General features: G+C 66.4%; 15 protein-coding genes. 6 read left to right on the top strand and 9 right to left on the bottom strand.

What is annotated here, in order from left to right:
• Nucleotides 1-53: 53 nt before the first annotated feature.
• From ACFMBG_RS20230 to ACFMBG_RS20220, 3 genes are all read right to left on the bottom strand, one after another.
• Nucleotides 54-356, bottom strand: coding sequence for a type II toxin-antitoxin system RelE/ParE family toxin (locus tag ACFMBG_RS20230; RefSeq protein ID WP_421056483.1), 303 nt, complete (start codon nt 354-356; stop codon nt 54-56).
• Nucleotides 349-585 (bottom strand): type II toxin-antitoxin system ParD family antitoxin, encoded by a 237-nt coding sequence (locus ACFMBG_RS20225; protein ID WP_421056482.1) that lies wholly within the window; start codon nt 583-585, stop codon nt 349-351. Before ACFMBG_RS20225 ends, ACFMBG_RS20230 begins: the two co-directional genes overlap by 8 nt.
• A 224-nt stretch (nt 586-809) precedes the next feature.
• Nucleotides 810-4877, bottom strand: a complete 4068-nt coding sequence (locus tag ACFMBG_RS20220) for a PEP/pyruvate-binding domain-containing protein (RefSeq protein ID WP_421056481.1) — start codon at nt 4875-4877, stop codon at nt 810-812.
• Between the two features lie 199 nt (nt 4878-5076).
• Between ACFMBG_RS20220 and ACFMBG_RS20215 the strand changes: the two genes are divergently transcribed.
• Together ACFMBG_RS20215 and ACFMBG_RS20210 are read left to right on the top strand one after the other, a co-directional pair.
• The gene (locus tag ACFMBG_RS20215; RefSeq protein ID WP_421056480.1) at nt 5077-5973 is read left to right on the top strand and encodes a PhnD/SsuA/transferrin family substrate-binding protein; all 897 of its coding nucleotides are present in this window, start codon (nt 5077-5079) and stop codon (nt 5971-5973) included.
• Between the two features lie 18 nt (nt 5974-5991).
• Nucleotides 5992-8277, top strand: a complete 2286-nt coding sequence (locus ACFMBG_RS20210) for a response regulator (protein ID WP_421056479.1) — start codon at nt 5992-5994, stop codon at nt 8275-8277.
• A 69-nt stretch (nt 8278-8346) separates the two neighbouring features.
• Here the strand turns inward: ACFMBG_RS20210 and ACFMBG_RS20205 are convergent, their stop codons facing one another.
• The 3 genes from ACFMBG_RS20205 to ACFMBG_RS20195 are packed head-to-tail and all read right to left on the bottom strand — an operon-like array spanning nt 8347 to nt 10378.
• Nucleotides 8347-9153 (bottom strand): metal ABC transporter permease, encoded by an 807-nt coding sequence (locus tag ACFMBG_RS20205; protein ID WP_421056478.1) that lies wholly within the window; start codon nt 9151-9153, stop codon nt 8347-8349.
• Entirely contained in the window at nt 9150-9899 is a 750-nt protein-coding gene (znuC, locus tag ACFMBG_RS20200) for a zinc ABC transporter ATP-binding protein ZnuC (protein WP_421056477.1), read from the bottom strand. The genes ACFMBG_RS20205 and znuC overlap by 4 nt, the downstream gene beginning before the upstream one ends.
• On the bottom strand, nt 9896-10378 hold the full coding sequence (locus ACFMBG_RS20195; protein ID WP_421056476.1) for a Fur family transcriptional regulator: 483 nt from the start codon (nt 10376-10378) through the stop codon (nt 9896-9898). The genes znuC and ACFMBG_RS20195 overlap by 4 nt, the downstream gene beginning before the upstream one ends.
• Before the next feature lie 116 nt (nt 10379-10494).
• On the opposite strand from ACFMBG_RS20195, the gene ACFMBG_RS20190 reads away from it, so the two are divergent.
• A complete protein-coding gene (locus ACFMBG_RS20190) occupies nt 10495-11541 on the top strand; it encodes a metal ABC transporter solute-binding protein, Zn/Mn family (protein ID WP_421056475.1) in 1047 nt (348 codons plus the stop codon).
• Between the two features lie 33 nt (nt 11542-11574).
• On the opposite strand, the gene ACFMBG_RS20185 is transcribed toward ACFMBG_RS20190, so the two are convergent.
• Both ACFMBG_RS20185 and amaB read right to left on the bottom strand, forming a co-directional pair.
• Complete coding sequence (locus tag ACFMBG_RS20185; protein WP_421056474.1) at nt 11575-12846, bottom strand: NAD(P)/FAD-dependent oxidoreductase; 1272 nt, start codon at nt 12844-12846, stop codon at nt 11575-11577.
• Complete coding sequence (gene amaB, locus ACFMBG_RS20180) at nt 12836-14338, bottom strand: L-piperidine-6-carboxylate dehydrogenase (protein ID WP_421056473.1); 1503 nt, start codon at nt 14336-14338, stop codon at nt 12836-12838. Before amaB ends, ACFMBG_RS20185 begins: the two co-directional genes overlap by 11 nt.
• Nucleotides 14339-14476: 138 nt before the next feature.
• Between amaB and ACFMBG_RS20175 the strand changes: the two genes are divergently transcribed.
• The 3 genes from ACFMBG_RS20175 to ACFMBG_RS20165 all read left to right on the top strand — a co-directional run bounded on the left by ACFMBG_RS20175 (nt 14477) and on the right by ACFMBG_RS20165 (nt 17707).
• The gene (locus tag ACFMBG_RS20175) at nt 14477-15382 is read left to right on the top strand and encodes a LysR substrate-binding domain-containing protein (RefSeq protein WP_421056472.1); all 906 of its coding nucleotides are present in this window, start codon (nt 14477-14479) and stop codon (nt 15380-15382) included.
• 1 nt (nt 15383) lies between these two features.
• Complete coding sequence (locus ACFMBG_RS20170; RefSeq protein ID WP_421056471.1) at nt 15384-16271, top strand: LysR substrate-binding domain-containing protein; 888 nt, start codon at nt 15384-15386, stop codon at nt 16269-16271.
• Nucleotides 16272-16498: 227 nt separating this feature from the next.
• Entirely contained in the window at nt 16499-17707 is a 1209-nt protein-coding gene (locus ACFMBG_RS20165; RefSeq protein WP_421056470.1) for a pyridoxal phosphate-dependent aminotransferase, read from the top strand.
• A 117-nt stretch (nt 17708-17824) separates the two neighbouring features.
• Here ACFMBG_RS20165 and ACFMBG_RS20160 read toward each other — a convergent pair whose 3' ends face one another.
• On the bottom strand, nt 17825-20365 hold the full coding sequence (locus ACFMBG_RS20160; protein ID WP_421056469.1) for an AMP-binding protein: 2541 nt from the start codon (nt 20363-20365) through the stop codon (nt 17825-17827).
• Nucleotides 20366-20911: the final 546 nt, after the last annotated feature.

Below are 20911 nucleotides of genomic sequence, written 5' to 3'. Positions count from 1 at the left end.
GGGTGGAACGGGTGTTTTGACGCGGCCCGGGAATGGCGGGCAGATTGCCCACCCTACTCGGACAGGAAGGCCATCAGGTCCTGGCGGGCGTGCAGGATGCGGATGATGCCGGGGCGGCCCTGCTCCAGCCGGTAGATCACCAGATGCGCGCTCGACGGGTGGATGCGGACGGGCGGGGTGAATTCCGGGCGTTCTCGGGCCAGTTCCGGGAAGTCCGCCAGCAGGCCGAACAGGGCAAACAGGCTGTCGGCATAGGCGTCCGCCTGCGCCTCGCCCCAGGTTTCCAGGCCATACCGCCAGATGGCGGCGAGATCGGCGCGGGCGGCGGGGCGGATCCGCCAGCGTGCCTCAGCCATTGCGGCGCATGGCGGCCTTGAAGTCCTGCGCCGTCAGCGCCTCTGCCGGGCCGCTGGCCAGGCCTGCGTCGATGGCGGTCTGCAGCTCGGCAATGGCGGTGGCACGGGCCTGGTCGCGGCGGATCAGGTCGCGGACATAGTCGCTGGAATTGGCATAGGTGCCGGTGCGGGCCTGTTCCTCGACCCAGTCCTTCATCTGGTCCGGCAGGGATACGTTCATGGTGGCCATGGGCGGGCTCCTTTCGCCGCAACAGGATATGGCAATCTTTGCCATGAGCACAAGAGCTGGAGTTAAACCCTTTGGCACGGGCTAAAGGCCCGGCCCGCGCCCGACCCTCCCCCCGGGAGGGCGCATTCGCACCCACCCAGGGTCGGGCGCGGCCCTGATGTTCAGCACAAAAACACCCGCTGCACCGGGCGGCGGGTGTTCTGCATTCAGTTTACTTGCCGTGATCAGGCGGACACCACCTTGAGGCCTTTCTCCTCCAGCGGCAGGATGCTGCCGTCTTCGCTGACCGTGATCCGCTCGCCGTGGCTCAGGCTGTCGAGGCCCTTGCAGGCGACCAGCATCAGCACGTCCTTTTCGCGGGCGACGATGGCCATGTGGCTGAGCCAGCCGCCGACCTCGGACAGCACCGCGCCGGAGCGCTGGACCCACGGCAGCCAGGCTGGGTTGACCATGCGGCAGACCAGGATGTCGCCGTCCTGGAAGTCTGCGAAGGCGGCGGGGTCGATGCAGCTGTCGTCCTCCATCCAGAACACCCGGGCGGTGGCGCTGCCGCTGCCCGCGACGCAGGTGCCGCCCATGGTGCCGTCGCCCGTCTGGGCCTGGGCGCCGAGCGACAAGAGCTCGCAGTCGCGCAGGGTGAGGCTGACATCGGTGGGCGCGGATTTCTTGCGCAGGGCTTCCTTGGCGGCGCGCGCCTCGGCCAGATCGCGCAGCCGGGCTGGTGCGGACCAGTCGCCGGAGAGGACCTCCTCGAAGGTCAGGCTGAACACCAGATCCTCCAGCCCGCTGGTCTGGCCAAGTGCCATGAGGGCGCGGCGCAGTTCGGCGACGACGCGCAGCGCCTCGTGCTTGGCCTGTTCCTTGAGGTCCTGATAGGCGATGGCGATGCCGATGGTATCGTCCAGCTCATCCGGCAGGTTGGCCGGGACCGGCACCTGGCCGATCGGCTCCACCGAACTGTCGAGCAGGGAGTTCAGCAGTGCCGGTGCCTCGGCATAGCGGGGCGAGCTGAGCTCGTAGTCGAAGATCGAGCGGTGGCCCATCAGCTGCATGGCGCGGGCCTGGGCGTCCTTGCCGGTGCAGGAGGCCAGCAGGCCGGAAGGCGCGTTGGGCAGTTCCGCGTGCATCAGGTGGGCGCGCAGCGCCGGGTCGCCGGCCGCAGCAGCGCCAGCCTCGCCCATGGTGAAGCCCGCCAGGATGTTGATCTTCTCGGCCTCCAGATAGACCTCGCGGATGAACATGTCCTTGAGGGTGGAGATCGCCTCCAGGAGCTTGTCCTGGGGCAGGGCGGCGTAATCCACCGCCTTCCAGATCGCCAGCTTGTTGCGCAGCTCCGGCATCACCTGGCCGCGGAAGCGGGTGATCATCGGATGCGCCTGCTTCCGCAGCTGCTTGGCCTTGGCGGCGGTGAGTTTCAGGGTCATGCCCTGTTTCAGCGCCACATCGACGTAGGTCTTGCCGAACAGGTTGACCAGATGGCCGTCGCGCCCCTCGGGCAGGCCGTAGGGCACGCCCAATTCGCGGCAGGCCAGGTCAACGCTGCCGCCCGGTGCCCACAGCTCGCTCATCAGCGAGAAGGAGAGCGGGGTGGGGCGGGGCAGGACCTCGGACATTTCGTCCTGTTCCAGAATGGCCTGATCCGGGTCTGCGTCCGCGTAGCGGTCCAGCAGGTCGCGCCATTCTGCCAGGCGGGTCTGTTCCCGCTCGGTGCCCAAGGACAGCGTGGTGATGTCGCGGCTTTGCACGATCTGGAACTGGCCGTTTGCATAGGCCCATTCGACGTCCTGCGGGCAGCCGAAGGTCTGCTCGATCTGACGCCCGAGGGCCAGCAGCGGCGCCATGTCCAGGGTCTGGTCCTGGTCTTGCGCCGCGGGCAGGCCGGTGTAGCGGCCAAAGCGCAAGGACGTCGGGGTGACGCGGCCGGACACCAGATCCTCGCCGCAGCCTTCGACCCATTCGATCATCGCCATGCCGGGCGCCATCGGGTCCTGGGTGAACAGGACGCCTGCGTATTCCGCCTGCACCATCTCCTGCACCACGATATTGCCTTGGTCGGTGCTGTCGCCCTCGCTGGAGTAGCTGGCGGCGCGTTCTGAGGAGAAGCTTTCCACCACCTCGTCCAGCGCGGCGCGCATGGTCTCTGCGGTCACGTCCAGCACCGATTCAAAGACGCCGGCAAAGCTCTGGTCGTGGCCGTCCTCGTTGCTGGCGGAGGAGCGCACGGCAACCGGTTTGCCGCCTGCAAGGGCAAAGACCTGTGCTGCAAAGGCGTCTTTCCTGGCCTCGGACATTTCGCGGTAATCGTGGATCGCATCGGAGCGCACGATCACGCCGCCGGGCACCGGCAGGCCTGCGTTGCGCAGGATCGACAGGCGCAGCGCCTTGTTTCCGGCGTGCTCCAGCTCCTCGGTGTAGCCCATCGGGATCACGCCGCGCGGCAGTTTGGCGAGGCGGCGCTTGTGGGCGCGCAGGGACAGTGCTTCGCCCAGCTTGCGGTGCATGCCGGTGACGTAGGCGCGCTGCACCAGTAGCAGCGTCAGGCTGAAGCAGAGATAGGCGTTTGCGGCGGCTGTCAGGGTGAACACCATCGCAAAGAGCGCAGGCATGCCGAGCACCATCCACAGCGTTTTCTGGCGCGGGGTCTTGGCCACGGCCCACAGCAGGTAGACGGCAGCGAGCGCGCAGAACAGCACCGGCAGGATGAACAGCGGGTCAGCGGCGCCGAGGTCAGCCATCCACAGGAACGGGGTTTGCAGCGAGGCGCTGGCTTCTTGAGCCGCGGAGACGCCCAGCATCATCACCGGCAGGAACAATAGCGCGGTGAGGTTCTTCATCGGGGTCAGGCCCTTGTCGGCGTAGAACGCTTGCACCGCGCGTGCCTTGCGCACCGGGTCATGGGCCAGTTTTTCTTTCAGCGCCTTCATCTCATCCGCGGTTTCATTGGTGATGATCTGGTCGCGTTCTGATTTCAGCGCCACCGGCAGCACCAGGAGGCGGGTCGCGATGGACAGCGCCAGCAGGCCCAGCAGGATATGGCTGCGCTCATGCACCCACAGCAAGGCGGCTGCCAGGGCCGAGATCGCCTGGTCCCACAGGCCGGTCTGCTGGTCTGCCAGCCACTCCTGCACATGCGGTTTCGGCTTGGGCGCGACGAAATACTCCCACGGCAGGGTGTAGCGGCCCAGGAAATCGATGCCCTGCTGCGACAGCTCCAGACCCAGCACCTGGCTCATGAAGCAGCTGCGGCGGTCATAGCAGGCGGCGATGGTGGGTTTGTTCGGGTCCAGCTCCGCGATGCGGTCCATCAGGTCGGCGGTGGTCATCTTGCGGATCGGGATGTTGATGGCGCCGGGCAAGTGGCCCGCTTCGAAATCGCCGGGGTAGCGGGTGTCGACGATCTGCAGGTCCTCGGTGGTCAGCAGGGTCTTGAAGTCGTCGGTGCTGAGCAGCACGTCCCTGCCCGGGTATTCCGGGATCGCACGCAGGTCGGAGAGGGTCTTCACATCCTTGTCGGAAAACTCGCGCCCCTCGACGATCCATTTCTCGATGCCGCCGGCGATGAAGCTGCAGTCGATGCCCATCGCCGCCAGCTTGGCGCAGGTTTCCGAGCTGCGGTTACCATTGTGGCAGAACAGCACGACCTTCTGCCCCGGCTGCACCGGGCGGGTCTCCAGGAAGTCCGGGAAGCGGATATGGGTGGCGCCGGGCAGGGTGCCCATGGCGTTCTCGCCGGTTTCGCGGATGTCGTAGAAGATGGTGGAGCCATCCTCCAGCGCCGCCGCCGCGTCCGCCGTGCTCATCGCCAGCGGATGGTTCTCCTGCTTGGAGAAGCTGGTCTCCTTGAGGGTGGCATCCTTGATGGTGGTGCCGTCAAACTGCGCCGGCCGGGTCAATGTGGCCTGCAGCCTTGCCAGCTCGGCCTGCGCATGCGAGGAATACTGCCAGTAGTTGCCAGCCGCCAGCGCCATGGCCGCCAGAACCAGCACCGAAATCAGCTTGACCGGGTATCGCCGCGGGGAGCTGCCCGGTTTGGGGGTAAAACCAAGCTTTGCTGCAATGACAGCGCCGAGACCGGAAATCATGGCAATTCCAACCGCCAGCACCTGCGACAGCGAAGACACCGAGCCAATCACCAGCTCCGGCGAGGGGATGGCCAGGGCAGCGGCCGGGAGTGCTGAGAAAAGTGTCGTTAGCACAGTAATTTGCGCTGAGCGGCGGTGGGCCCCGGAGGTTTCGGGCGGCAAGCTGGTATTCTTCACGGCGTTTCCTGTTGAGCCAGTTCGTGCGGGCATTCTGAATTGTGGCGAATTTGCCTAAAAGATTAGGAAAATCTTACTGAACCGTTAATATAGTGGACGAAGAATAAAAGAACCGCAAAATTTTTTAGAGAATTGCAGGTGCGTTAACATTGTATTCTTAACCATGTGGCATGTAACGAGGGGGAAAGGCCCGCCCGCTGTGCCAGCCGATGTCAGTCAGGAGGCTAGAATCGTGAACGTGTTTGAGTGGACTATTGGTATCATTAAGCTTTTCCTGACACGCCTGCGGACGGCGGCACCGGCGGCCGTCCTTTCAGCAGGCCTTGCGGCTTGGTTTCCGGGGCCGGTCCTGGCCGGGATTGAGCTGGTCTTCGGCACCTATGCGGCGGATAAACCTACTTCAACGGTCAAAAAGTACCAGCCGTTCCTGTCCTTCCTGTCCGGACGGATGAGCGAAGAGCTGGGCGAGCCGGTGTCGATCCGCATGAAGATCGCCAAGGAATACGGCGAGGGGATCCGCCAGCTGGCCAGCGGCGAGGTGGATTTTGCCCGTTTCGGCCCGGCGTCCTATGTGCATGTGATGAAGGAAAACCCGGAGATCCGGATCATCGCGATGGAATCCAAGAACGGCGGCAAGCGGTTCAAGGGCGTGATCGTGGTGCACAAGGACAGCAGCGTGCAGTCGGTGGAGGATCTGGCCGGCCTCAGCTTTGCCTTCGGCGACGAACTGTCGACCATCGGCCGCTACCTGGCGCAGGAATACCTGCTGGAGGCCGGCATCAGCAGCACCGACCTGCATGAATTCTCCTATCTCGGCCGCCATGACCTGGTCGGCGAGGCGGTGGGTGCAGGCAGGTATTCCGCCGGCGCCCTGAAGGAGAGCACTTATAAAAAGCTGGTCGCCAAGGGGGTGCCGATCCGGGTGCTGGCCTCGTTTGACAATGTGACCAAGCCCTGGCTGGCGTCGCCGGAGATGCCGGAAGACGTGCTGGAGGCGATGCGCAATGTGATGCTGGCTTCGGAAAACGAAGAGATTGTGCGCCGGATTTCAAAGAACGGGTTCCTGCTGGGGACCGATCAGGATTATGACATCATCCGCCGGGCGATGGAGCGCAGCCTGGCATTCTAAAGGCGCTGCATTGAAGCTATGAAACGTACAAGCATCCTCTTTCAGATCGTGCTGTCGCTGCTGCTGGCCGCTTCGGCGGTTGGCTTTGCGGTTGGCAATCTGGCACAGCACCAGGAGGTGCAGCGGCTGGAGCAGCACCTTGCCGAGCAGGCGGACCTGACGGTATCGCTGCTGAGCGGGCTGATGCTGGAAGCGATCATTGTGGAGGATGTGCCGGTGCTGGAAACCGGCCTCTACGAGGCGGTCGCCCGCAATCCGCAGATCGTGTCGATCCAGATCCGCAGCCCGGCGGGCAAGCTGCTGGCCGCGGCCCAGGCCCCTGGTGCGCCGCTGGAGGACAGCCAGGTGATCTATGAGCGGCCGATCGAGCTGGAGGGGGCCTCCTTTGGCACCATGCTGGTGAAATGGTCGACCCGCGACGGCGAAGCGCTGGTGGCGGCCAAGGTGCGGCAGATCATCATCTGGACGGTGGTGCCGGTGCTGGCGCTGTCTTTGCTGGTGCTGCTGCTGGTGCATGTGCTGGCGCTGCGCCCCTTGCAGTTGATCCACAAGCGGATGTCGGATGCGATTGCCGGGCTGCGCAGCCCGCTGCGGCCGCTGCCCTGGTATGCCTCGCGGGAATTCCGGGCGCTGGATTTCTCGGTCGGGGTTCTGGAGGAAACCTTTGCCGAGCGCGACGAGCGCGAGTTTGCGATGGAGCAGGCGCGCGAGGCCGCGGATATCGCCAACCGTGCCAAGTCGGAATTCCTCGCCAACATGAGCCACGAGATCCGCACCCCGATGAACGGGGTGATCGGCATGGCGGAGCTGCTGCAGGAAACCGAGCTGGACGACGACCAGCGGATGTACGCGGAGACCATCGGCAAGTCCGGCTCGGCGCTTCTGACGATCATCAACGACATCCTCAATTTCTCCAAGATCGAGGCCGGCAAGCTGGAGATCCGCCGCGCGCCGTTCAACCTGCAGACGGCGGTCGAGGATGTGGTGACCCTGCTGTCGCCCAAGGCGGCAGAGAAGGGGGTGGAGGTCACCATGCGCTATGACCCCGGCCTGCCGGAACTGTTCGAAGGTGATGCCGGGCGGATCCGCCAGGTGATCACCAACGTTGCGGGCAATGCCGTCAAGTTCACCCGCGAAGGCTATGTCTATATCGAAGTGACCGGCCGCCAGCAGCCGGACGGCAGCCATCTGGTAAAACTGCAGGTCACCGATACCGGGATCGGCATCGAGCGGGACCGGATCAGCCGGATCTTCCGCGCCTTTGAGCAGGCCGACAATGCGGCCAGCCGCAATTTCGAAGGCACCGGCCTGGGGCTGGCGATCTCGGCGCGGCTGCTGGCGCTGATGGGCGGTTCGGTGGAGGTGCAGTCGACCCCGGGCCAAGGATCTGTGTTCACCATCCGGATCCCGCTGCAGGCCCGTGCCAGGACCGCGCCGGCGCAGGGCAGCGGCGGGCGCAGCTTTGCCGGGCTCAGCGTGCTGCTGGTCGATGACCTGGAGCTGAACCGGGTGATCCTGTCGGAGCGGCTGAGCACCTGGGGCGTGGCCTGCACGCAGGCGGCCTCGGCGCATGAGGGGCTGGAAATCCTGTCGGATGCGCAACTGGACGGGCGGCGGTTTGATGTCATCCTGCTGGACTACCAGATGCCTGCCATGGACGGGCAGGAGCTGGCGGCCAGGATCAGGGCCATGCCGGGCTTTGAAACCGTGCCGCTGGTCATCCTGTCCTCGGTCGAAAACGCGCTGAGCCGCAGCGACTGCGAGGCCATCGGCGCCTGCGAATTTGCGCTCAAGCCGGTGCGGGCGGTGCAGCTGCGCCAGGTGATGAGCCGGCTGCTGAGCAGGCCGCAGCAAAGACCGGCGGAAGCAGCGGGGCCGGCAGCGGAGCTGCATCCGCAGGGGCGGCGGCTGAAGGTGCTGCTGGCGGAGGACAACCGCACCAACCAGATGGTGGTGACCAAGATGCTGAAGGACGCGCCGCTGGTGATCAGCATTGCCGGCAATGGCGTGGAGGCGGTGGCCCGCTTCCGGGCCGAACGGCCAGACATTGTGCTGATGGACATGATGATGCCGGAAATGGACGGGATCGAGGCCACCGCCGAAATGCGCCGGATCGAGGCGGAGACCGGCAGCGGCAAATGCCCGATCGTGGCGCTGACGGCCAATGCGCTGCAGACCCACCGGGAAAAATGCCTGCAGGCAGGGATGGACGACTTCCTGAGTAAGCCGATTAACAAGAAGGCGCTGACCGAGGCGATCAGCAAATGGGCGGGCAGCCCGGATCTGCAGCAGACCGGCAGCTGATCCCGCCGCGTCCTGGCCGGCAGGCCGGCCGGATCAGGGCGCGCGACAGGCAGGCAGCAGTTGCGGGCGTCAGCCGCGGCGGTGCTGCAGCAGCAGCCCTGTCAGGCTGGAGGCGGCAAACAGCGCTGCGGCCAGGCAGACAATGCTGGGTCCGGCGGGTGTGTCCAGCGCAAAGGCCAGCTGCAACCCGCCGGTGGCAGCCAGCATGCCCAGCAGGGCGGCAATGGCGGCCATCCGCTCCGGCGTGGCGGCAAAGGGACGGGCGGCGGCGGCCGGGATCAGCAGCATCGCCGCAATCAGCAGCACCCCCACCACCTTGATGGCCACCGCAACCACCAGCGCCAGCGCGATGGTCAGCACCATCTGCTCGCGCCGCGGATCGATGCCGGCGGCATGGGCCAGGTCCGGGTTCAGCGTCGCGGTCAGCAGTGCCGACCAGCGCCACCACAGGAGTGCCAGCACCAGCACCGCGCCGCCCCAGATCACTGCCAGATCGGCGCGGCCCACCGCCAGGATATCGCCGAACAGATAGGCCATCAGGTCAATCCGCACCCCTTGCAAAAAGGAGACGGCGACCAGGCCGAAGGCGAGCGAGGAATGCGCCAGCACCCCCAGCAGCGTGTCCATCGCATAGCCGCGCCCGGCCAGCGCCGAGACGGTGGTGGCCATCGCCAGCGCCGTGGCCAGCACCCCGGCAAACACCGAGACATCAAAGCTGAGCGCCAGCGCCACGCCAAGGATCGAGGCATGGGCGGTGGCGTCTCCGAAATAGGCCATCCGGCGCCAGACCACGAAACAGCCCAAGGGCGCGGCGGCCAGCGCCACGCCGATGCCCGCCAGCGCGGCGCGGATCAGGAAGTCGTCAAGCAGGGTCATTCCGCCGCCTCGTGATGATGGTTGTGGGCGCAGTCGTGATCGTGGCTGTGATTATGCTCATGCCGGTAAAGCGCCAGGGCGCCCTGGGTGCCTGTGCCGAACAAAGCGCGGTATTCCGGCGCGGTGGCGACATGCTCCGGCGCGCCTTCGCAGCAGACGTGGCCGTTGAGGCAAATCACCCGGTCCGAGGCCGCCATCACCACATGCAGCTCGTGGCTGACCATCAGCACTGCGCAGCCGAGGTCCTGGCGGACCTTCTCGATCCGCTGGTAAAAGGCGGCGGAGCCGGGCTGGTCCAGGCCTTGGGTGGCCTCATCCAGGATCAGCAGCTGCGGATTGCTGAGCAGCGCGCGCGCCAGCAGCACCCGCTGGAACTGGCCGCCGGACAGGCCGGACATCTGCCGCGCCGCCAGATCACCGGCGCCGGCCTGTTCCAGCGCCTCTGCGGCGCGGGCATCGGACACCCGTTCCGGCAGGCTGAGGAAGCGGCGCACGGTCAGCGGCAGGGTTGGGTCAATATGCAGCTTTTGCGGCACATAGCCGATGCGCAGCCCGGTCGCGCGCCGGATGGTGCCGCGCGACGGCTTCTGGGCGCCGATGACGCTGCGCAGGAGGGTGGACTTGCCGGACCCGTTGGGGCCGACCACGGTGACGATCTCACCCGGTTCGATCGCCAGGCTGACGCCGGACAGGACCGTATTGCCGCCGTGCTGAACCGACAGGTTTTCGAGGGCAATCAGACTCATGCGGCGGCGGCTTTCTGGCACTTGGGGCACAGGCCCTCAGCCTCGATCACCGCGCGTTCGATCATAAAGCCGGCCTCGCGCGCGGCCTGGCCCAACTGGCCCTGGGTGGGTTCGCGCTGTGCCTCGGCCACCGCATCGCAGGCGCGGCAGATCAGGAAGACCGGCGCGTGGGTCTCGCCCGGGTGGGAACAGGCGATGAAGGCATTGAGCCGCTCGATCTTGTGGGCGAAGCCGTTTTTCACCAGGAAATCCAAGGCCCTGTAGGCAACGGGCGGCTGCGAGCCGAGGCCTTCTTCGCGCAGGCGGTCGAGGATTTCATAGGCCCCCAATGCGCGGTGTTCCTGCAGCAGGATCTCCAGCACCCGGCGGCGCACGGGGGTGAATTGCAGCCCCTCCGCCCGGCAATGGGCGTCCACTGCCGCAATGCCGTCGTGAATGCAGCTGCTGTGGTCATGCGGCTCAAAACCGATGGAATCCATATGCGGGGGTCCTTCTGCGCGGCGGCGGATTTGCCTCTTGATATGTTATGTTATGACGTTTATCAAGCCGCGTGATGTTATAAGATTACATGGGGCGAAAAATGCGGAGAGCTGGCATGTGGAAGAGTGGAGCAGCGGCGGCGGCTTTGCTGGCGGGCGCAGGGACGGCCGTCGCGGAGGTGCCGCGTGTGGCGGCGGATATCGCGCCGGTGCATGGGCTGGTGGCGCGGGTGATGCAGGGCCTGGGCGAGCCGGCCCTGGTGGTGCCGCCGGGGGCCTCGCCGCATGGCTATGCGATGCGCCCCTCTGAGGCGCAGGCGCTGGATCAGGCGGATGTGGTGTTCTGGCTGGGCGCGCCGCTGACCCCTTGGCTGGAGGGGCCGCTGGAGGAACTGGCCGGCAGCGCGCACCGGATTGAGCTGCTGGCAGCCGGGGGCACAACAGTGCTGCCGTTCCGCGAAGGTGCACGGTTCGAGGCGCATGCGCATGAGGAGCATGAGGGCCACGATGACCATGGTCACGAGGAGCATGCCGAAGCGGATGCGCATGCCGGCCATGATGATCACGCAGACCACGGTCATGAAGAGCACGCCGAAGGTCATGAGGGTCACGCGGATCATGAGGACCACGCGGATGCGGATGGGCACCGCCACGAGGGCGCCGATCCGCATGCCTGGCTGCTGCCGGCCAATGCCCAGGCCTGGCTGGATGTGATCGCCGAAGAACTGGCAGAGCATGACCCGGACAATGCTGCCGCCTACAAGGCCAATGCCGAAGCCGGCAAGCAGGAGATTGCAGAGGCTGTGGCCAGCATCTCGGCCCAGCTGGAACCGTTCCGGGCCAAGCAGTTCATCGTGTTCCACGATGCCTACCAGTATTTCGAGCACGGATTTGGCTTGAACGCGGCAGGTGCGATTTCGATCAGCGACGCCGCCAAACCCAGCCCGGCGCGGGTTGCGGAGGTGCGTGACGTGGTGGCGGATCTGAAGGTGACCTGCGTGTTCTCCGAACCGCAATTCAACCCGGGGCTGGTTGCCACGGTGCTGGACGGCACCGGTGCGGGTACCGCGGTGCTGGACCCGCTGGGTGCCAAGCTGGAGCCGGGGCCGCAGTTCTACCCGGCGCTGCTGCAGGAGATCGGTGCCGCGATTGCCGGCTGCTAAAGAAACAGGGCGGGCCAGGGCGGCCCGCCTTTTTCATCTGTCGCTGATCAGATGGGTGAGCGTGGCGCCGGTCTCGTAATAGGCGCTGCGCAAGGACGCGAAGGGGATCGCGTGATCGCGCACCGGCGGCACCGGCAGGCGGGATTGGTCGCCGCTCAGCAACGCCTCTGCCATGGCCGTGCCGAACAGGGTGCCGGGGCCGATACCGCGACCGGAATAGCCGAAGCAGGCCAAACCGCCGTCCAGGTCCAGAATCTTGGGCAGGTGCTCGGTGGTCATGGCGATGCGGCCGTGCCAGTGGCTGTGGAGCCTCGCGTCCTGCAATTCGGGGTATAGCGCGGCCAGTTTACGGGGCAGCCAGCTGCGGTGCAGCGCGCTGCCGATATGGTTGAGCGCGCCCATGCCGCCGATCACCAGCCGCCCGGCCTGATCCAGCCGCCAGGACGACATCACCAGCGCGGTGTCCCAGCAGCCTTCCTTGCCCGGCAGGATCTTCTCCAGCAGGGGTGCGGGCAGCGGATCGGTGGCGGCCTGGAAGTAATGCACCGGGATCACTTGCGGCGCGTCATAGCCGGTGATTTCGCGGGCATAGGCGTTGGTGGCCATGATCAGATGCCTGGCGCGGAGGCTGCCCTTGGGGGTAGTGACCTGCCAGCTGCCGCCGCTGCGGGTGATGCCGGTGGCCGGCGTGCCGCTGTGCAGCTGCGCGCCTGCGCTTGCGGCCGCACGGGCGAGGCCGCGCACGTAGGCCAGCGGCTGGATGGTCCCGGCGCGCGGATCGAACAGGGCGCCGTGCACGGCTTCGGAACCGGTGCGCTGAATGGCTTCCTCGCGCGACAGCAGCTCCACCGGCGCGCCGATGGCGGTGAGCTGGGCATGGCGGCGCTGCAGGTCTTTCAGGCCGCCGGGCGCATGGGCGCAATGCAGGGTGCCGCTGCGCTCCGGCTCGCATTGGATGGCGTGTTTTTCGATCAGCGAGAACACCATCCCGGGCGCGCCGGCCAGCAGGGAGGAGAGGCGGCTACCGGTCTCCGGCCCCAGCTCAGCGTTGATGTCTTCGGGCGGCAGCCAGAGGCCCGCATTTGCCAGCCCCACGTTGCGGCCGGAGCCGCCGCAGCCGATCACCTCCGCCTCGATCAGGCGGACCGAGGCGCCCAGTTCCGCGGCCTTCAAAGCCGCCGCGCAGCCGGTGTAGCCGCCGCCGATCACCACCAGATCGGCCTCGGCCTCCCCGGTGAGGTCCGGGAAGGCGGGGTTTTCCTGGCAGGTTTGGTGCCAGAGGCTGGACGCCAGATCAGATGTCAAACTTGATCCCCTGAGCAAGCGGCAGCTCGCGTGAGTAGTTCACGGTGTTGGTCTGCCGGCGCATGTACCCTTTCCAGGCGTCAGAGCCGCTTTCGCGGCCGCCGCCCGTCTCCTTCTCGCCCCCGAACGCGCCGCCGATTTCAGCGCCGGAGGGGCCGATGTTCACGTTGGCAATACCGCAGTCGGAGCCCGCTGCCGAGAGGAAATATTCGGTTTCACGCACGTCGGTGGAGAAGATGCAGGAGGACAGGCCTTGCGGCACTTCGTTCTGCATTTCAATGGCTTGATCCAGGTCGGAGTATTTCACCACATAGAGGATCGGCGCGAAGGTTTCGGTGTGCATGATCTCCGTCTGGGCGGGCATCTCGACGATTGCGGGATGCACATAGGCCGCGTTGGCGAAGCTGTCCGTCAGGGCGCGGCCGCCGCCATGCACGGTGCCGCCTTCGCCCTGGGCGCGCTCCAGCGCCCGCAGCATCGAATCCATGGCGTGGCGGTCGATCAGCGGGCCGACCAGGGTGCCCTCGGCCAGCGGGTCGCCGATGGGCAGGCCCTCATAAGCCTTGATCAGGCGCGGAATCAGCCGGTCGTAGATATCCTCGTGCACGATCAGGCGGCGCAGGGAGGTGCAGCGCTGGCCGGCGGTGCCGACAGCGGAGAACACGATGGCGCGCAGGGCCATCTCCAGATCGGCGGAGGGGGCCACGATCATCGCGTTGTTGCCGCCAAGCTCCAGAATGGTGCGGCCCAGGCGTTTGGACATATCGGCCGCAACCGCCTTGCCCATCGGCACCGAGCCGGTGGCGGAGATGATGGCAACGTCCTTGGAGGCGGTCAGCACCTCGCCCAGATCACGCTCTCCGATCAGCACCTGGATCAGGCCCTCGGGGGCGTCCCCGCCAAAGGCCGCCATGGCGCGCTCGCAGATCTTCTGCACCGCCAGCGCGGTGAGCGGGGTTTTCTCGGACGGTTTCCAGATCACCGGGTCGCCGCAGACCAGCGCCAGCGCCGCGTTCCAGCACCAGGGCGCGACGGGGAAGTTGAAGGCGGTGATGATGCCGCAGGTGCCCATCGGGTGCCAGGTTTCGCGCATCGCGTGGCCGGGGCGCTCAGACGCGATGGTGAGGCCATAAAGCTGGCGCGAGAGACCCACGGCAAAGTCGCAGATGTCGATCATCTCCTGCACTTCGCCCAACCCCTCCTGATAGATCTTGCCGCATTCCAGGGTGACGAGGCGGCCCAGGTTTTCCTTTTCCTTGCGCAGCTCGTCGCCCAATAGCCGCACCAGCTCGCCGCGGCGCGGGGCCGGGACCAGGCGCCAGGATTTGAAGGCGGACTTGGCGGCGGCGATCTGCGCTTCGGCCTCGGCGGTGCTGTGGGTCTTGAGCCGGGCAATTTCGCTGCCGTCCACCGGCGTGGTGACAGTCAGGCTGCCGCCGGTCAGCTCGGCTTGGGTCAGGCCGGCAGCGGCGAGGATGTCGGAATGGGGCATATCAGCGTCCTTTCGGTGCGAGGGCAGGGCATGAGGAAAACTTTAGGCTGGTTTCCCGCAAAGTCCCGCCGGGCGTAGGTCTGATATAGAAATTGCACCTTGCGGGCCGGATTGCTAATGAAAGTAAATCCTGCACCCATGAGTTATCATCATATGATTGCGCCGCGCCGTTTTTTACCCTCAATCCCGTCGCTGCTGGCGCTGGAGGCGGTGGACCGGCTCGGGAGCGCCTCGGCCGCGGCGGAGGATCTGTCGCTGACGCAAAGCGCCATCAGCCGCCAGCTGAAGCAGCTGGAGGAGCAGATGGGGGTGGACCTGATTGCCCGCGACCAGATGCGGATGCAGCTGACGCCGGCGGGGACGGGCTTTGCCAAGGAGGCGAGGATGATCCTGACCCGGCTGGCGCAGGCCTCTGTCAAACTCAGGGCCAATCCGGACGGGGGCAGCTTCACCCTGTCGATCCTGCCGTCCTTTGGCCTGCATTGGCTGGCGCCGCGGCTGAAGGAATTCGCTGCCTCCCATCCTGGTATCACGGTGAACCTGCACACCCACAATCTGCCGTTCAGCTTTGACGCGGGCACCGCGCAGGCGGCGATCCACTACGGCACGCGGGACTGGCCGGGGGTGGAGTATCTGCCTTTGATGCCGAAACATGTGCTGCCGGTCTGCGCGCCGGGGCTGATGGACGGGCCGGTTTCCAGCCCGGCGGCGCTGCTGGACTATCCGCTGCTGCATCTGGAGACCCATCCCGACTGCTGGGAGCAGTGGTTTCACCTGCATGATGTGCCGGCGGCCAAGCTTCGGGGGATGCTGTTTGACCAGTCATCAGCGATGACGCAGGGGGCGGTGCATGGGCTGGGGGTGGCCTTGCTGCCGGATTTCCTGGCCGAGAATGAGATTGCCCAAGGCCGGCTGGCGCTGGCGATGGAGGGGGCTGCGGTGAGCCTGGGCGAATATTTCCTGGTGTGGCCCGCGGACCACGCGGAGGAATATCCGCTGATCAAGTTCCGCGAATGGCTGCTGTCGCAGCTGGAGGAGGATTGAGATGCGCCTGCCAAGCCTGACACATCTGCGCTGTTTCGAAAGCGCTGCGCGGCACCAGAGTTTTACCGCCGCGGGCGAGGAGCTGGGGCTGACCCAAAGCGCGGTCAGCAAGAAGGTGAAGGAGCTGGAGGCGGACCTTGGCTTCGACCTGTTCCAGCGGGCTGGGCGTGGTGTGGTTCTGACGCCCGCGGGGCAGGGGCTGGCGGCGGATCTGGAGCTGGACCTGGCGGGACTGCGGGCGACCTTGCAAAAGGCCGCCGCCGCCGGGGCCGGGCGCTCGGCCCTGCGGATCGCGGTGCTGCCGGCCTTTGCCAACCTCTGGCTGATCCCGCGGCTGCCGGATTTCTTTACCCGCCACCCGGAGGTGGAGCTGAGCTTCTCCACCCGGCTGGAGCCGTTTGATTTTGCCCGCGAGAATTTCGACCTGGCGGTGCACTACGGGTTGGATAACTGGCCCGGCACCCATATGGCGCCGCTGTTCGGGGAGGAGATGGTGCCGGTCTGCGCGCCGGGGTTCTATGCCGCCCATCAGCTGGAGCTGGCCGCCAATCTGGCGCAGACGCCGCTGTTGCATCTGGAGAGCCGGGCGGGGGCCTGGGCGGAGTGGTTCGAACGCGCCGGGCTGGCCGGCATGCCGCGGCAGGACGGGCGCTATTTCGACCAGCACTCGATGGTGATCGCGGCGGCAGCGGCGGGGCTGGGCGCGGCGATTGTACCCTATGACATGGTGGCGCGGGAGATTGCGGCGGGGGATCTCTTGCGGATCCCGGGTCCCGCGCTGGAGTCGCGCAAGCGCTATTACCTGGTGCGCCCGCACGGGCCGGTGCCGGAGGCGGTGCAGAAGCTGGAAAGCTGGATGCGCAAGCAATTGCGGACCAGGCCGGATTGAAGTGTTTCGCCCGGCCGACAGGCCGGGCAGCGCCCGTCCGCCCCGTCAAACCGAAGGTTTGCCTCCGGCAAAACGGCGGCGGGCACTTCGCTTCCGCCCGCGGACGGGCGCCGCCCTCGGCGATAGATGCCAAACCGGAATAGGTTGGGTCGCAAAGGGCTGGTTTTCCGGAGAATGGCTTTCGCTCCATGCTGGCTGGCGAAGCAAACCAGCAGGGAGCCACCGCCATGGCCGAATTCCGCCGCGCCCGCCGTCTTGACCCGCTTGAGGTCTCCGAAATCCTCACCATCGGCGCCAAGGCGGCGGAGATGAAGCGCCAGGGGGCGCCGGTGATCATCCTGGGCGCAGGCGAGCCGGATTTCGACACGCCGGAGCACATCAAGGAGGCCGCCGCGGCAGCGATGCGGGCGGGGGAGACCAAGTACACTCCGCTTGGCGGCACGCTGGCGCTGCGGCAGGCGGTGCAGGCCAAGTTCAAGCGCGACAACGGGCTGGACTATGCGCTGGACGAGATCATCGCGGGCACCGGCGCCAAGGAAATCCTGTTCGATGCCTTCATGGCCAGCCTCAACCCCGGCGATGAGGTGATCGTGCCCACGCCCTACTGGACCTCCTATTCCGATATCATCCGCATTGCCGGCGGCGAGCCGGTGCTGGTGCCCTGCGGGGACGGCACCGGCTTCCGGCTGACCGCGGAGAAGCTGGAGAAAGCGATCACTCCGCGCACCCGCTGGCTGCTGCTGAATTCGCCCTCGAACCCGGCAGGCGCCGGCTACAGCGCCGCGGATTACCAACCGCTGCTGGAAGTGCTGCTGCGGCACCCGGATGTCTGGCTGATGGCGGACGATATGTATGAGCACATCACCTATGGCGGGTTCGAGTTTGCCACCCCGGCGCAGGTGGAGCCGCGGCTGAAGGAGCGGGTGCTGACGGTCAATGGCGTCTCCAAGGCCTATGCGATGACCGGCTGGCGGCTGGGTTATGCGGGCGGGCCGAAGGCGCTGATCGACGCGATGAAAGTGGTGCAGTCGCAATCGACCTCGCATCCCTCGTCGATTTCGCAGGCAGCCGCGGCGGCGGCGCTGAATGGTCCGCAGGAGGTGCTGGCAGAGCGCCGGGCCAGTTTTCAGGCGCGGCGCGATCTGGTGGTGGAGGCGCTCAATGGCATGGAGGGGATCACGTGCCCGGTGCCGGAGGGGGCGTTCTATACCTTTGCCAACTGCGCAGGGGTGCTGGGCAAGCGCACGCCGGAAGGCAGGGTGCTGGAGACGGATGCGGATTTCTGCGCCTATCTGCTGGACCAGCACCATGTGGCGGTGGTGCCGGGCCGCGCCTTTGGCATCTCGCCGTACTTCCGGATTTCCTATGCCACGTCTGAGGCGGAGCTGCGCGAGGCGCTGACCCGGATTGGCCGGGCGGTGGCGGCATTGGCTTAAGGCTGGTAGGTATGTACCGCCCGGCGGAACGCCGGGCAGCGCCCGTCCGCCCCCCTGGGCGGGCGCTTCGCTTCCGCCCGCGGACGGTCACTGCCCTCCGCTTTTTCTTGTTAATGCTTAAGCATGCGTCATCGCCATTTGCCGGCGCGAGCGGGCGCTGGACCAGGCCTGCACCAGCTGGCGCTGCAGGGCGGCCGCAGCAAGGCCCAGGGCGATGCCGCCGAAGATCGCCAGCGCATCGTTCAGCGGGCTGCGGCCCTCCAGTCCGATCATCGGCATCAGCAGCTCCGGCACAAACCGGTGCAGCAGGTAGATCGGGAAGGCCGCCTGCGCCAGCCGCATCACCGGGCGGGCGGCAAATCGCGGCACCGGCAGGCGCGTGGCAAACAGCAGCCCGGCAATCAGCGCCAAGAGCCACATGTATTTGATCCAGCCGCCGTACCAGTTGCCGCCGAGATAGGCGGCGGCGGGCATGATCACGCAGGCCGCCGCCAGCACCAGCAGCCGCTGCCCCAGCGTACCCGCGGCAGTGATGCACCAGCCGAGGGCAAACAGGTAGAACACCCAAGGCACGGTGAACTGCCCCCGCCCGCCGATCTGCCAGACTTCCGGTGCCACCAGGCGGATGGCAACGGCAAACGCCAGGAAGCACAGGCCCGCGCGGTAGGCGCCCTGCTGCACCAGCCAGCGCCGCACCGGCGGCAGGGCAAACGGCAGCGCCACCAGCAGGGTTATCTGCAGATAGGCTTCGATGAACCAGTAGAGATAAGGCAGCATCAGATGGGTTTCGGGAACGGTCAGGGCAAAGTTGCCCGCCAGGAAGAGTGAAACCCAGGGCACTTGCTCCCATGCCACGGCATAGCCGGCCAGGATCAGGTAATAGGGGATCAGCACCGCAGCAACGGGCTTGAAGAAACTGCGCATGTCCCCGGATTTCAGAGCGTCCCAGCGGAAGCCTGCGACGCTCATCCCCATCAGGATCACCATCGCCGCGGCACCGCCGAAGACCGGCCAGAAGGTCTGATGCGCGACCACCACCGCCAGGATGGCAACCACCCGGGCGGCCAGGTCAAAGGGCAGGCTGGCGGCGGGCGCCGGGGCGGCCTGCTCCAGGTCCTTGACCGGCATCTCTTCCCAGCCCGCGGGGGCGCCGCCCAGGGCCTCGTCCAGTGCCAGCGACAGCTCCACATGGCGCAGCGAGTCGCCGCCGAGCGAGGCAAAGCTGTCGTTGCGGCCCACGGTCTGCGGCGCAAAGGCGGCCTGGAAGGCGGCCAAGACGCCCTTGGCGGGCGCGGGTTTCGCGGTTTGCGCCTTGAGCGCCGGATAGTCGATCTTGCCATTGGCGCGGCGCGGCAGGGACTGGCGCGGCAGCACAGTGAAATGCTGCTGACTGACGCCAGTCAGCTTGGCGGCCAGCGCGGCAATGCCATCCTCCGGCCCGCAAACGGCAATTGAGATGCGGGTGTCATCGCCCCAGACCGCGGCCTCATACCCCTGGGCGGCCAAGGCGCGTTCGATGGCGTCGTGGCCAATGCGCAGGCCCGCGATCTTGGACATGCGCGACAGCCGCCCGGTGATGTGATAGAGCCCGTTTGCGTCGCGCCGGGCCAGGTCGCCGGTCGCCAGTTCGCTGAGCTCCGGGCCCTTGGCCAGATCGGCGCTGGTTTCAGCATAGCCCATCATCACGTTCGGACCCTGGTAGACCAGCTCGCCTTCACCCTCGGGCGTGGTGATTTCCTTGCCGCCGGCATCGCGCAGCAGCAGGCGACCGCCGGGAATGGCGCGGCCCGCCGACCCTGGGTTCGCCAAAGCCAGCTCCGGCGGCAAGTAGCTGATCCGGGCAGTGGCCTCGGTCTGGCCGTACATGACAAAGAAGCGCCCGGCGCGGGCCTGCATCCGGCTGGTCCAGGCGCTGACCTGCCCGGGTTCCATGGCACCGCCTGCGACGGTGAGGGTCTTGAGGCTTTCCGGCAGCGCGTGAGACAGGCCCGCGCTCTCCAGCAGGCGGAAGTGATGCGGCACCCCGGCCAGGCTGGTGGCGCCGGAAGCCTCCAGCGCGGCGGCGAAACCGGCATCCAGCACCGAGCCGGGCGCAAGCCAGAGACTGGCGCCGGCGGCCAGATGCGAGTGCAGCACCGACAGGCCATATGAGTAATGCAGCGGCAGGATCAGCGCGGCGCGGTCTTCGGGCCGGATCTCCAGGTAGTCCGCGATGGCGCGGGCATTGGCGTCCACGGCGGTGCCCGACAGCCGCACACCGCGGCCATGGCCGGTGCTGCCGGAGGTTTGCAGCAGCAGTGCAAGCTCCGTGTGGATTGCTGCGGGCTCATGCGCATGGGCCAAGAGCTGCCAGACGCCGGCAATGCGGCGGAAACTGGCGGCGGGGCGGAAGCGTTCCTCGAGCCTTGCGGCGGTCGCCTCCTCCCCGGCGGGCAGCGGCATCACGGCGTGGCCTGCAGCTAGGACGCCGAGATAGGCGGTGATGGCCTCGGGATCTGCGGCGGCCTCAACTGCAATCAGCTGCCGGTCCTGCGGCAACAGGGCAGCAAACTGCGCTGCGGCATCGGCCAGTCCGGCGTAGGACAGCTTTGTTCCGTCTGCCGCCCTAAGGCAGGTCCGGGGGCCAAAAGCGCGCAATTTGTCGAGGTCAAAAAACATCCGCAACTCCTTCGAGCGCGGCGGGTATGATAATTTACTAATTTTGTCAATTATTGATCGGAGCGGATCCCGTCTGGGACGCGGTTGCTTGCGCACGCAGCGATGAATGCGTCTCGCAATGCATAATCGGCATTATGGTAAATAAAATCCTGGTGCCGCCAGTACAGGGCAGAACCAAGAGCGGACCGCAGGTCTGCCGCGGCCGGCGGCGCGGCGTTTTCCGTTACGCGCCCGGCGGCGTTCCACCCGCCGCGCCGGACAGGCGTTGCGCATTTGGTTGTCCTGCAAAGATCATAGGCTTTGCCTATGAAAGGATTGTTTTTTACAATTGTACATATGGAATTGCGGGGGGCAATGATGGCTGCGGTATCCTTTTTGGAGATTGCAGATGAGTGTTGCGACGGAGCCGCTTGAACCGCCCCGGCTGGGGGAGCCCTACTTGCTGACGCCGGGGCCGCTGACCACCTCCTTTGCGGTGAAACAGGCGATGCTGCGGGACTGGGGCAGCTGGGATGATGATTTCCGCGCCATGACCCGCGAGATCCG

Origin of the sequence: Leisingera coralii, from assembly GCF_049056525.1 — a bacterium.
Taxonomy (GTDB): domain Bacteria; phylum Pseudomonadota; class Alphaproteobacteria; order Rhodobacterales; family Rhodobacteraceae; genus Leisingera; species Leisingera coralii.
Note: the sequence above shows the minus strand (reverse complement) of the source record. Positions and strands in the feature narration are given on the sequence as shown.

Excerpts from the sequence above, each read along its gene's own strand:
- ACFMBG_RS20205 (WP_421056478.1), bottom strand. The coding sequence starts at position 9,153 with ATGACCCTGCTTGACGACTTCCTGATCCGCGCCGCGCTGGCGGGCATC.
- znuC (WP_421056477.1), bottom strand. The coding sequence starts at position 9,899 with ATGAGTCTGATTGCCCTCGAAAACCTGTCGGTTCAGCACGGCGGCAAT.
- ACFMBG_RS20190 (WP_421056475.1), top strand. The coding sequence starts at position 10,495 with ATGTGGAAGAGTGGAGCAGCGGCGGCGGCTTTGCTGGCGGGCGCAGGG.
- ACFMBG_RS20210 (WP_421056479.1), top strand. The coding sequence starts at position 5,992 with ATGAAACGTACAAGCATCCTCTTTCAGATCGTGCTGTCGCTGCTGCTG.
- ACFMBG_RS20220 (WP_421056481.1), bottom strand. The coding sequence starts at position 4,877 with ATGCCCGCACGAACTGGCTCAACAGGAAACGCCGTGAAGAATACCAGC.
- ACFMBG_RS20195 (WP_421056476.1), bottom strand. The coding sequence starts at position 10,378 with ATGGATTCCATCGGTTTTGAGCCGCATGACCACAGCAGCTGCATTCAC.
- ACFMBG_RS20165 (WP_421056470.1), top strand. The coding sequence starts at position 16,499 with ATGGCCGAATTCCGCCGCGCCCGCCGTCTTGACCCGCTTGAGGTCTCC.
- ACFMBG_RS20170 (WP_421056471.1), top strand. The coding sequence starts at position 15,384 with ATGCGCCTGCCAAGCCTGACACATCTGCGCTGTTTCGAAAGCGCTGCG.
- ACFMBG_RS20175 (WP_421056472.1), top strand. The coding sequence starts at position 14,477 with ATGAGTTATCATCATATGATTGCGCCGCGCCGTTTTTTACCCTCAATC.
- amaB (WP_421056473.1), bottom strand. The coding sequence starts at position 14,338 with ATGCCCCATTCCGACATCCTCGCCGCTGCCGGCCTGACCCAAGCCGAG.
- ACFMBG_RS20225 (WP_421056482.1), bottom strand. The coding sequence starts at position 585 with ATGGCCACCATGAACGTATCCCTGCCGGACCAGATGAAGGACTGGGTC.
- ACFMBG_RS20160 (WP_421056469.1), bottom strand. The coding sequence starts at position 20,365 with ATGTTTTTTGACCTCGACAAATTGCGCGCTTTTGGCCCCCGGACCTGC.
- ACFMBG_RS20230 (WP_421056483.1), bottom strand. The coding sequence starts at position 356 with ATGGCTGAGGCACGCTGGCGGATCCGCCCCGCCGCCCGCGCCGATCTC.